The 12,063-nt window shown below is 61.0% G+C and carries 7 protein-coding genes; 2 read left to right on the forward strand and 5 right to left on the reverse strand.

Annotated features, from left to right (window positions below; translation table 11 throughout):
• Window positions 1-3 precede the first annotated feature (3 nt).
• The 3 genes from U9R25_18490 to U9R25_18500 are packed head-to-tail and all read right to left on the reverse strand — an operon-like array spanning window position 4 to window position 7,014.
• On the reverse strand, window positions 4-1,917 hold the full coding sequence (locus U9R25_18490) for a glycoside hydrolase family 127 protein (protein ID MEA3337886.1): 1,914 nt from the start codon (window positions 1,915-1,917) through the stop codon (window positions 4-6).
• Between the two features lies 1 nt (window position 1,918).
• A complete protein-coding gene (locus U9R25_18495) occupies window positions 1,919-4,372 on the reverse strand; it encodes a glycoside hydrolase family 38 C-terminal domain-containing protein (GenBank protein MEA3337887.1) in 2,454 nt (817 codons plus the stop codon).
• A 23-nt stretch (window positions 4,373-4,395) separates the two neighbouring features.
• Entirely contained in the window at window positions 4,396-7,014 is a 2,619-nt protein-coding gene (locus U9R25_18500) for a GH116 family glycosyl-hydrolase (protein ID MEA3337888.1), read from the reverse strand.
• 285 nt (window positions 7,015-7,299) lie between these two features.
• On the opposite strand from U9R25_18500, the gene U9R25_18505 reads away from it, so the two are divergent.
• Window positions 7,300-8,415: an aldo/keto reductase gene (locus U9R25_18505; GenBank protein MEA3337889.1), complete on the forward strand. Its 1,116-nt coding sequence runs from the start codon at window positions 7,300-7,302 to the stop codon at window positions 8,413-8,415.
• A gap of 21 nt (window positions 8,416-8,436) precedes the next feature.
• Window positions 8,437-9,537, forward strand: coding sequence for an alcohol dehydrogenase catalytic domain-containing protein (locus U9R25_18510; GenBank protein MEA3337890.1), 1,101 nt, complete (start codon window positions 8,437-8,439; stop codon window positions 9,535-9,537).
• A 105-nt stretch (window positions 9,538-9,642) separates the two neighbouring features.
• Here the strand turns inward: U9R25_18510 and U9R25_18515 are convergent, their stop codons facing one another.
• Entirely contained in the window at window positions 9,643-11,127 is a 1,485-nt protein-coding gene (locus U9R25_18515; GenBank protein MEA3337891.1) for a rhamnulokinase family protein, read from the reverse strand.
• Between the two features lie 12 nt (window positions 11,128-11,139).
• Window positions 11,140-11,931 (reverse strand): sorbitol-6-phosphate dehydrogenase, encoded by a 792-nt coding sequence (gene srlD, locus U9R25_18520; protein MEA3337892.1) that lies wholly within the window; start codon window positions 11,929-11,931, stop codon window positions 11,140-11,142.
• Window positions 11,932-12,063: the final 132 nt, after the last annotated feature.

A 12,063-nucleotide genomic window follows, 5' to 3' on the forward strand; every position in this document is an offset into this window, starting at 1 on the left:
ATTTCATGGGGTCTTCCCTTGGACCACGGGAAATTCGGCGATGCGAAGATTCGTGCACCCGTAGGGGATCAACTGCAATTCCTCTATCGGCTCTTCCGTTGCGACCGGGCTGTCCGGTACTTGCTGTGCAGAGCCCTCTTCTACCTGCCAGTGGGGAACTCGCCGGCCCTTCACGTGCATGCGGACAGGAGCACCCTCCGGGGAAAATGGGCAGTTCCCCAGGGGATGTTCAATCACTTCCGCGTCTTCTGGAAGCGTCTCCTCATTCACATCGAGGGCGTAGTTCCAGGTCGTTGTCGGATAAACCTCCCAATCGGCGTGGGGCAATTCCCGGTAGGGCAGGTCTTCATGAATTCGTTGCCAATCCTCACCGATTCCAAGGGCGTAGAGCAACGGCCCCCGTTCGATGGCGATGGCATTATTCGGGCGATGCCTCAAGGTGGGAGACATTGGCAATGTTAAAACGACTGTGGTTGTGCCGGTCCACTGGCGCTCGATAGGGTGAAATGTTCCTGGCTCCGGGCGCATCGTCTCATGCCCGATCCGGATGCGCGCCCCTTCTGCCCACGAGGGCACTCGAAGGTGCAGTGGGAAGCGCAGCTCCCGGCCGCTGGTCACCGTGAAGGTCAGGGTATCCCGGAATGGATAGTCGGTGTCCAGCTTAACGCAGATCGCGGTCCCATGGATCTCCAGGCTGACCTGGCTGGGTGCATAAGCGACTGCCGCAATGCCGCCATCTGCCGTCTGCATCCAGAGATGCGAGGCGAATTTGGGCCAGCCCTGGCTGAGATTTGCAGTACAGCAGCCGTAGTTTGGATCCACACCGAAAATGTTCGCCTCGGGCCCGTTGGTGGTCCAGATGCGGCCCTCTTTCACGCTGCACTCCACCTGGTTGACCTGCTGATCATACTGGTGCGACCACATGTCGGGCGAAAAGGTCGCCGGCAGGGCGTTGAAAGCGATCTTCTCCAGACGGTCGCCGAAGCGAGGGTCGCCCATGATTGAAAGCAGCACCTCCAGCGAAAACATCTGCTCCACGACCGCGCAAAGCTCGGTGCCCTGGGAAGGGTTCTTTCCAGCCAGACACTCATCTCCCGAAAACAGGCCCGTTGCCATGCCGTGATGGCGGTCCAGTTTTTCCATCATGTCATAAACGGCCTGCCGGTCACGATCATCACCGCTCATCTGCCACCATAGTCCATGGGATTTGATCGCCATGGCGTTGTTGACGACGTGCCCCATGAAATTCCAGCGGCCCTTTGGCGTAGGTCCGGACAGAGGCCAGCGATCGAAGAAGCAGCCCCAGTCGAATCCCTGGGCTTGCAGCTTGACGGCCAGGTCCAGCAGCCATGGCTGGCCGTTCCTCTCATAGAGCCAATAGATGGCAATCAGCGCCTCAAACCAGCGAAACTGTCCCCAGTTGAACAGCGGTGCGAGATCGATGTGCTCGTCAACCTTGCGCAGCGCTCTTTCGAGTGCTGTGATGGCGCGTTCGTCTCCCGTGGCGTCGTAATACTGCACAAGCACCTTGGTGGCCAGGAACTGGCCCCAGAGGTCATAGCGTTGGTCTTCCTCCTTCCCGCCAGCGATCACCATAGCCCGCGGACCGAGCCAGCCGTCCTCGTGCTGGCGGCCGATGATGGTGTTCATGTAGCGGGTGACCTTGCCCTTGAGCGCGTCATCATCCAACAGGAACGCCAGCGGGATCAGGCCGTCCAGCCAGTAGGGCGCCCGCTCCCAGCCCTCCGTGTGTCCGCCGAACCAGCGGCTGTCCCTGACATCGGGCCAGAACTCATCCAGCTTTCCACTCAGCCCGTTGGCCTGAATCAGAAGCTGTTGCCTCAGCCAGCCGTCGGGACGGATGCTACCCAGCGGCAATGGCCGGAAGAAGGGTGCCTTGATTTTTGTCTCGCTCACGTCAGAGTGGCTTCTCGATCATATCACATAGGTTGGCCTGCCAGCGGCCTCTGCCCGACGACAGGCGCAGGGTAATCACCTCCCTGGGTGCGACGGTCAGCGGGAAGCTCAGATCCTGCCAGCTCAGTTTCCCGGCGCCACCCCGGCCGTGACGGTCGGCAATGCGAACGATAAAGCCGTCACCGTCCTCGGCTGGTTTCAGGGCTGTCAGCTCCAGCTCTGGTGAGGAAAGAGTTGCCAGGGAGGCGATGGCAGGACGCGGGCCCGGGTGGCAATGCATGGTGATTGGCACGACGGGCAGGTTGATCTCGCGGGCCCGCCGGACCACTTGCGCATCGCGCCAATCTCCCGCGTGGGGCGACAGCACCAGGGTGAATTGCTGCAAGCCCTGGTCGATCCAGTCGTAATGTTTCTTGGATCCCGGGAGGTGGGGTTGATGGTAGGCATAGGGAGGGGACCGCAGGATGGTCAGTCGCAGCATGCTGCCGGCCACATCGCAACCGTACTTGCCGTCGTCTATCAACGCCAATCCCACCCGCTGCTCCGGGTGCCCGCGGGCAGGGCCGCTGACGTCCATCCACATCTGGGTGGGTACCTCAGCGCCATCGCAGGGACGGTTACACCAGCCAAAAGGCACGTCGTGGGTCGCCTGGGGAAGATCGGTAGGGAGATCGAAGGCCAGCTTGATCATTCGCCAACGGCCTTGCCAATGGAGCCAGTTGCGAATGAGAATCTCTGCCCGGCCCTGGCGCAGGATGATCTGCTGGAGCCAGGTGCTGCCTTCGTAGCTGCGTCCGACCAACAGCGACGCCTGCAGGGGCCCGTCATCGCAGACGGAGATACGAGCATTGCCAAAATGGCCGACGACCTTGCCGAAGCGGCGAACGTCGTGGGACCAGGTATCGCTGGTATCCTCCAGTACCTGGGCCACGTTCCAGCCCCTGGAGGATACCAACTCCAGGCCGCTGGCTTTGTCCACACACGAAACAATGACACCGGTGCTCGGGTCCAGGCGCACGGACAGTCGTTCGTTCTGCAGCGTGGTGGGGGTGGCGTGGGCGACGGGAGCGGCGTTGGCATGCTGCAGGCCCGGTGCGAAGCGGTAGACCCGGTAGCCCAGCGGCGGCAATTTGGCCTGGAAGAGGATGCGGTCGAGGCCGTGATCGGATCTGCTGAGAGCCTCATGAGTCTCGATCAATTGATGGACAACAGCCTGCCCCTTTTCATCGAGCAGGCCCCAGTGGCCATCCTGCCAACGCTGCCATTCGGTCCAGGGCTCATATTCCACATAGCGGGTTGATGGGTAGGGGAAGGGATTGAAAAGGACCAGGGTGCCGCCTGGCCCCTCCGTGTCGATGCCGGCGGCAATGGCACGGCCGGCGCTGTTGGCGATCTCGTCGGCGCCTAAAATGACCCGGCCCAGCGCCATGATGGTATCGTCCTCTGCTTCCTTGATAGAGCAGCCACCCAGTGTATCGTGGAACTGGTTGAAGCACAGGTCCTGCCACAGAGTCCGCAGGCTCTGCATCGGCGCAGATCGCCCGGCCCACAGTTGGGCCATGACTGCCATGCGCTCGGCGACGAGCAGGTGGCATTCAGCCTGGCGGTGAGCGCGCTTGAGCGCGCTGTTGGCGGAGTAGCAACCCACGGCATGGAACTGGAGCTCCTCCGCCACTACCGGCAAGATATCGGCTTGCGGCCGTATGGAGGAAAAGTAGGCCTGCGGGGAGCTGAAGCGAATATCCAGATCGGAGTGGGTGCCAGCGATGGCCTGCACGTTTTCGATCTGCTGCCTGGTGGGGCCGCCGCCATGATTGCCCAGGCCAAAGAAGCACATGGTGTGGCTGAGCCCGGTGGGTTTGGCATCCACCGCCTGCTGGATATGCTTTGCCTGGTCACCGGTGCGCGAGGTGTAGGAGGCTGTGATGCGAAAGGCCAGAACGCGGCTGCCGTCGGGTGCCTGCCACCAGAAGGCCTGCGCCGGCAGCTCTTTCTCGTGTGGGCCGGGCCGCATGAAGACATAGGCGTCGAAACCACACTTCTTCAAAATCTGCGGCAGTGTGCCGGCATGGCCAAAACTATCCACACAATAGGCAATGCGTGGCTCGGTCCCGAGGCGTTCGCGCATGACGGCCTTGCCCAGAAGAACGTGGCGCACAAAGGACTCGCCTTGCGGCAGGTTCATGTCGGGCTGAACGATCATGCCGTTCACAACGTGCCAGCGACCCTGGCGGATGAATTCTACAATCTGGTCGAGGAGATGAGGATTCTCCTGCTCGATCCATCGATAGATCTGGGCCTCGCCGCGCACGAATTGGAAATCGGGATACTCGTGCAGCCGATCGACGGCTGACTGGCTGGTAGCCAGGGCCTCGGCCCGCCCTTCGGTCCAACGCCAGAGCCATACAGGGTCCAGGTGGGCCTGACCGATCATGTGAACTGTCGTTCTGGGCATAAGGGGCAACTCCGGGCGCAATCTCAGGCGAAGGTCACTGTCAGCGCTTCCCCCGCGGCAACGGTGAGCGGCTCGGCAAAACGCAGTCGCATGAGGCCGTCGATTCGCTCGATATCAGTAGCGACGGCCTGCTCACCCAGGTGGACTGCGGCATCGGCGCGGCCGGTCTTCAGGCATAACTCTTTCAGCCTGAGGCTGCCGTGGTCCAGGCCAAGCCGGGCGCAATCGCCGGACTGGCTGAAAACGCCCCAGCCGCTGCCGGTGACGAAGAAACTGCGCAAGCTGTCCGGGCCAAGTCGGGGCGCGAAGGCCAGGCTCCCGCGCGTGGCGTCATAGCGATAGCCTGTTGCCGCCTCCAGCAGCACCCAACTGGCCATCGGGCGCACGTAATGATCGCCGCACTCCACCTCGTTCCAGGGACTGCGGCGGCTACCGTCGTGGCGCTGGCGGATGTCGGCCAGCATGGTCAGGGCCGGCTCGATAAACCCTTCGTAGAGCAACAGGCAGGCCAGCGGGTATTCCAGGCCGCTCCAGACCTCGTCGCTGTACTGGGTGGGGATCTCGGGCTTGCCGCCGTGGGGCCAGGTGCAGATGTAGAGGCCTTTGTCCCGCTCATCCATGTAGATGCGTGGCTTTTGATCAGCCTTTTTGAAACCCTGGCGCCGGTTGAAGTTGAAGATATTCAGGACAGCTGTCTTGACATGTTTTTCTGGCAGGAGATAGCCCAGATCAAGTACATGGGCCCACCACTGGCCCAGCAACTGGTCGATATGGCAGCCGCTGCCGTACTGTTGCTCCGCGTGCTGCTCCAAGTCGACAACCTGGATGTAGTACTCGCCATTCCAGCACAATCGATCGTAGTTCTTGCTGCCCAACTCAAAACGCCCGCGATAGCAGCGGGCCAGATCCTCTTCGCCCTGAAGTCTGGCCATCTCCTCGGCAGCGCGCAGGGCAGCCAGGTAGAGGCTGCCGATGAAGGTGTTGGGACCATAGATCGAGATGTCGTAGGTGTTGGGTTGCTCACCGCGAATGACGCCGTCCCCTTCCGTGTCGTAGTCGTCCATCATGTGCTGCATCAGCTTCCTGATCCGCGGCCACATCTTATCGAACCAGGATCGCTCAGCACCGTGGCGCACTTCCCGGTAGGTCTTGAGCACCGTGCCCAGTTCGCCGTCCATGGCCGGGTTGCGCGGTCCGCCAATGAATTCACTCCAGGGCCGGGACAGGTAGAGAGGCAGGGGAGTTCGGTGAGGAATGGCGCCCTGGGGACTCATCTGCTCCACCAGGTCAGTGTGGCGCATGCTGCGTTCCAGGTCGGGGAAGAGCCTGGCCAGGGCCATTTCGTAGTTCCAGACATGGGTGCAGTTCAAGGGGCAACACCCTTCCATTTCCCCATGAACGGTGCTTGCGCCATGGCAGCCCTCGAAGCCGTGGAACCGGCCGTCCTCGTTCCAGAGACAAGTGGGTGTGCGAATGGTGGAGATCGGCCCAGCCACAGATTCCAGCAACTGCCATGGCAAGGTGCTGTCGAAAAAGCGGTCACGATACAGGCGGGTTTCCGCCACCAGGCGCTCGTAGTGGTCCCGCATGTATTCAACCACAGCCAGGGCGCTGTCAAACCGGTTGTTGTACTGATTGCCCAGCCAAAAACGGCTCTTGCGATCGGCAATGCCCATGTTGCGCTGGTCCCACGTCAGGTAGCGGTTGGGAAAATACCAGGCCAGCACCAGCGGCACCGTCCGGCTCGCCCCCGGCGCCAGCTCGAAATGCACCGCCAGCGCCCCGTTCCAGGTTTGCCCGGCCGGGCTGGCGCCACTGCCGCCTCGATCAGGCAAACGACCGCGGTGTTTGCTGAACTGATCCCATAGCTGCCGCGGTGAGTGCCATTGAAGCAGGGTACTGATCTCGTCCCCCGGCTGCCTGAGCGCAGCCAGCGCCAGGCGTCCGTTGGCCGGATGCCCTTGCTCCAGCCGGGTGTTGCCCATGTCCAACACCTCCAGCTCCCGCAGATGCACCATGCCGTTGATGTTGCCGCCGTAGCCGGGATCGCACACCCCGTCGATGCGGGTCCTGCCGTCCCAGCCCACCAGGTTCTGCTGGGCTGCCAGCAGGGAGACCTCAGCGGACTGCTCCCCAGGATTGTTTACTGTGAAGTTGAAGAGAACGGCAGGCAGCCCGGAATCGTGGCTGTTGAGGGGCAAAAAGGGGCTGAAAGCCTCCATCTGCACCGCAACCGGCAGGGCATTGCTTTGATAGGCCACCTCCACGATGGGGTATTGGGCCCTGATCTGCAGGCCATCCACCCCGGGCAGGTGACTCAGGAGTCGCCGCGAGCCCTCGGGAACCAGGTGATCGCTGACGCTGGGCGCAGGCTGGAAGGCGCCATCCTTGTACAGCGAGTCGCTCTGCAGCACCACGGCGCCCTGCTCTCCCTCCCCACAACCGGCCCAAATGGCGAAAAAGCTGTCCGGAACGTGGGCATCATGATTGACGTTGTTTCCGATCTGCCATTGGCGCAGGCCGCCGTCGCCGGCCAGTGCCACGCTGCCGGTCCCGATGCCACCCAAGGGCAGGGCCACGGCGCGCAACGCCTCGCCTCGATAGGTCAATGCTTCGCTGGCTGTGAGGTGTTGAGGAGACATATGATCCTCCTGGCATTTCCGGGGACGATTGGACGACTAGCTAATGGCCAATTGCCAATTGTGAATGGTCGATTGTCAATGGCAGAGGGGAATTGCCAACATTTGCACCTGTCGATCTTGATTGCGTAAGCGCCTACTATCGAGTATAACCAGGATGGCCAGGCTGTCAACGTGCGTGCCCTCCTTTTGCCATCGCTTGACAGATGCCACACCCCCGGCTATAGTTGGCGTGACTTTTCGCAACCAATCTCTCTTCCCGACCACGCGGAGCAAGGACACAGACTCATGGAAAAACGCACCCTGGGCCGCACCGGCCTCGACGTATCAATTCTCGGTTTCGGCGGGTTCCACCTCCTGGAGATCAGCGCCAGCGATGTCGATCTTCTTCTCAACAAGTATCTGGATGCAGGTGGCAACTATGTGGAGACCGCCGCCGAATATGGCGATGGCGAGTCTGAACGCAAGGTCGGTCCGATCATGGCCGCCCGGAGAGAGGATTGCATCCTGGCCACCAAATGCCATGCGCGAGACGCGGCCGGCGCCACCCCGATCATCGAAAGCAGCCTCGCCAATCTGCAAACAGACCACGTAGACATCCTGTTTATGCACCATGTGCAGGATTTCTCCGGGCTGGACGCAATTCTCGCGCCCGATGGTGCCATCAGAGCAGCCGAGGAGGCTCGGGACGCTGGCAAGGTCCGTTTCATCGGGATATCCAACCATGGATATCCCGAACTCATGATCGAAGCCCTGAAACGCTATCCCTTCGACGTGATCATGACCGGCTTCAACTATTACGATCGTTTCAATTTCCCGTTGATCGAGGAAACTCTGCTGCCGCTGGCCCTGGAAAAGGGGGTCGGGGTGGTTGGCATGAAGGCGGTCGGGGATGGGTATCTGTGGCGATCGGCGGAGATGGCATTTCGCTACGCCTGGAGCCTGCCCATCCATGTCATGGTGGCCGGCATGAACACCCTGGAGTATCTCGATATGGATCTGGGGTACGCCGCGACCTATTCGCCGTTGAGCGATGAGGAACGGGATCAATGGGTTTTCGATGCCCCTGAGTTGGGCAACTATGTCTGCCGGCTGTGCGACAAATGCCTGCCCTGCCCGGAAAACATCAACATCCCCCTGGTCTTCGAAATGGAAGGGCGTTTCGACCGCCAGATGTGGGATGGCGTGGTGCGTAATCCTGGCGACTACTGGCTTCGCAATTCCCTGCGTTTCTGGTTTGGCAACCAGGACCGGGCTGTCGCCGGCTATGATGCCTTGCCAGTCAGGGCCGATGCCTGCAGCGATTGTGGCGACTGTGAACCCCGCTGCCCCTACAACCTGCCCATTGTCGACAAGCTGCGCCACGTGCACTACAAGATGACCAACGCCGAGGTGTTGTATTAGCCGCGCACGGAAGAGAGTACAATGAACTACGACGCGCACGAGCCGCTACCCAAAACCATGCCGGCCATTATCTGCCACGGCCCAGGCGATTACCGCCTGGATGAATGGCCTGTCCCCGCGCCTGGGCCTGAGGAGGTTGTGATCCGGGTCAAGGCGGTGGGCATCTGCGCCAGCGACCTGAAATGTTACCTGGGCGCCCCACTTTTCTGGGGAGATGAGCATCGGGAGGGGTACTGCCAGCCACCGGTGATTCCAGGTCACGAGTTCGCTGGCGAGGTGGTGGCCCTCGGTGCGGACGCCGGCCAGAAATATGGCCTGACCCTGGGCGACCTGGCGGTTTCCGAGCAGATCGTGCCCTGCTGGCAGTGCCGCTTCTGCAAACGTGGCCAATACTGGATGTGCCAGGACAAACACGACATTTACGGTTTCCGTCAGCGGGCCTTTGGCGCCATGGCCCAGTTCATGCGCTTCCCGGCCGACGCTATTAACTACAAGGTGCCCACCGCACTTCCCGTCCAGTACGCCGCCTTCATTGAGCCTCTGGCCTGCTCGATCCACGCCGTGCAGCGGGGGGAGATCGAGTTGGGCGATGTAGTAGTGGTCGCCGGAGCCGGTCCCTTGGGACTGGGCATGGTAGCTGCGGCCCGGCTGAAGAACCCCGGCCTGCTCGTTGCTGTCGACCTGCGGGAGGAGCGCCTGGCTGTGGCCAAAGCCTGCGGCGCCGACCTGACCCTAAACCCCGGCACGACGGACGTAGTGGACGAGGTACGCCAACTGACCGATGGCTACGGTTGCGACGTTTACATCGAGGCCTCCGGGCATCCGGCGGCGGTTGAGCAGGGCCTGCATATGATCCGCAAGCTGGGTACCTTTGTCGAGTTTAGCGTCATGCGCGAGCCGGTGACAGTAGACTGGACCATCATCGGTGACAGCAAGGAGCTGAATATTCACGGCTCCCATCTCAGCCCCTACTGCTATCCCATCGCCATCGACATGCTGCAGAAGGGCCGCCTGCCGATGGATCTTATTGTTACCCACCAACTTCCTCTGGCCTCGTTCCAGGAGGGCATCAACCTGGTGTCGACCGGGGAGCAGTCCATCAAGGTGATACTGATGCCGTAACCAAAAGATTGGTCCAGTATTTCGAAACTGGACCAATCTGAGTTCTTGGAAGTACCGACGGTCCTTACATCATAATATGCAACCTTGCCAGGGCGAAGCCATTTCTCACACAGCCAGGCTGTTCAGTCGCTCGAAGCCTTCCTTCCAGCGGCTATCCGGCAGCGGTTCATACCTGTCCCGCCCGGTGGATTCGGCAACGGCCTGACGCCCAGCGGCGATACTATCGAGATGGCCCGTGGCAATGGCCTGGATCATGATGTTGCCCAGGGCTGTCGCTTCGACGGGGCCCGCCACGACCTGGCGCCCCGAGGCATCGGCGATGAACTGGTTGAGCAGCCGGTTCTGCGTTCCGCCGCCAACAATGCGAATGGTGTCTACCCGGCTGCCAGTCAGAGCCTGGACCGCATCGACCAAGCCGATCGACTTCAAAGCCAGGCTTTCGAGACAACAGCGCACCATGGCGCCAACGCTCTCCGGGACTGCTTGCCCGGTGCGTTGGCAGTAGGATCGAATGGCGGCAGGCATGTCACCCGGAGCCGCGAAATCGGCAGCATCGGGATCAATGAGGCTCTGAAGCGGTTCCGCCTCGCGAGCCTGGTCGATCAGTTGTCCCCAGTCCAGGTCCTGTCGCCCCTCTCGCTGCCACTGGCGGCGACTTTCCTGCAATAGCCAGAGTCCTGTCAGGTTCTTCAGCAGTCGAAAAGTATCACCAACGCCTCCCTCGTTGGTGAAGTCCAGCGCCAGAGCCTGTTCATTGATCACCGGTTCGGGCCACTCCATGCCAACCAGACTCCAGGTGCCACTGCTGATATAGGCGCTCTTGCTATCCAGGCCGGGCACGGCTGCGACCGCACTGGCCGTATCGTGGCTACCGGTGGCAATTACCGGCACGTCCGGGCTCAAGCCAAGCTCCGCTGCCACAGCGGGAAGCAGCCGCCCAACCACGCTGCCTGGTTCCACCAACGGTGCCAGGATATCCATGGGAAGCTCCAGTTGTTTGAGCAGCCCCGTTGCCCATTGCCGGGTTCGGGCATCCAACATCTGACTTGTGGAAGCTACGGTGTATTCCACCACGGTCTCGCCGGTCAACCAGTAGGCAAACAGGTCGGGAGTCATCAACAAGGTCTTTGCCAGGTCCAATTGGGGATCTTCAGACAGTTTCCGGCTGAGCAGCTGAAACAGGGTATTGAATTGAATGAACTGGAGGCCGGTGACCTGGTAGATCTGATCCCGGGGCACCCGCTTGAACGCCTCCTCCAGTATTCCATTGGTGCCGGGGTCCCGATAGTGAAAGGGATTTCCCAGCAGGGCTCCGTTCCTGTCCAGCAGGGCATAATCGACACCCCAGGTATCGACGCCGATTCCCGCCGCCGGCTCGTCGTAGCGAGCGGCATAGCGACTGAGTCCCTGCTTGATTTCAGTCCATAGGCGCAAGTGATCCCAGTGCAGCCGTCCAAGCAGGTTGACTGGACCGTTGGGGAAGCGGTGCAGTTCCTCCAGGGCAAAACGGGCGCCATCCCAGCGACCGAGCATGACCCGACCACCTGAGGCTCCCAGGTCTACGGCGAGAAAATTGGCTGTTGCCGGCATTGCTATTCTCCCTCAGCGCATCTCCTGACCACCGGTGACGTTGATGGCCTGTCCCGTCATGTAACTCGATTGCTCGGAAGCCAGAAACACCAGAACGTTGCCCACATCCTCGTAGGTGCAACCTCGCTTCATGGGCACCTGGTCGATGTATTTCTGGCGCACCTCTTCCTCGCTGATGCCCCAGTTGCGGGCATATTGGCTGTAGAGGGAATCAACCCAAAGGGGTGAATCAAGCAGGTTGCCGGGACAGATGGCATTGGCGCGCACACCATGCTCGGCAAGTTCCAGGCCCAGGCTCTGTGTCAGGCCGATCCCGCCGAACTTGGTCGCGGCGTACGCGGAGTTTTTATAGCTGCCCTTTTTGCCAGATTTGGAGTTAATCTGGATGATCACCCCACTTTTACGAGGGATCATCACCCGGGCTGCGTGCTTCGAGCAGAGGAAGTAACCGAACAGATTGACGTTCATAACAAAACGCCATTTTTCGGCCGGAAACTTTTCGATTGCCTCGGCGATCAACACCCCAGCGTTGGAGACCATGATGTCCAGTCGCCCAAAGGTCTCAACCGTTCGGTCAACCATGGCGGCTACGGCTTCTTCATCGGTCACGTCAACCTTGACGGCCATGGTGCGCCGACCGGTCCCGGCAGCGATAGCCCCGGCGGTTGCTTCTGCGCCTTCGTGGTTCAGATCGGCCACGACCACATGCGCTCCCTCGGTCGCCAGGCGCTGGGCAAGGGAGGCACCCAGGCCCTGGGCGCTGCCTGTGACGATGGCGATCTTGTCCTCAAGTGTACGATTCATTTAGATTCCTCCTGACCTGGTGTGCAGAGGACCGCTGATTTACGCAGGCCTCCGGCGCAGATTTTCGCTGATCTTTTCTTGGATTGATCTGCGGCCACCCTTCGGCTACGCTCAGGACACGTCTGCGTTCAT

It is taken from the genome of Chloroflexota bacterium (genome assembly GCA_034717495.1).
GTDB lineage: Bacteria > Chloroflexota > Anaerolineae > JAAEKA01 > JAAEKA01 > JAYELL01.

What these genes read in the sequence shown, in the direction of transcription:
- U9R25_18495 (MEA3337887.1), bottom strand. Translation starts at nt 4,372, where the DNA reads ATGCCCAGAACGACAGTTCACATGATCGGTCAGGCCCACCTGGACCCT.
- U9R25_18500 (MEA3337888.1), bottom strand. Translation starts at nt 7,014, where the DNA reads ATGTCTCCTCAACACCTCACAGCCAGCGAAGCATTGACCTATCGAGGC.
- U9R25_18510 (MEA3337890.1), top strand. Translation starts at nt 8,437, where the DNA reads ATGAACTACGACGCGCACGAGCCGCTACCCAAAACCATGCCGGCCATT.
- U9R25_18505 (MEA3337889.1), top strand. Translation starts at nt 7,300, where the DNA reads ATGGAAAAACGCACCCTGGGCCGCACCGGCCTCGACGTATCAATTCTC.
- srlD (MEA3337892.1), bottom strand. Translation starts at nt 11,931, where the DNA reads ATGAATCGTACACTTGAGGACAAGATCGCCATCGTCACAGGCAGCGCC.
- U9R25_18515 (MEA3337891.1), bottom strand. Translation starts at nt 11,127, where the DNA reads ATGCCGGCAACAGCCAATTTTCTCGCCGTAGACCTGGGAGCCTCAGGT.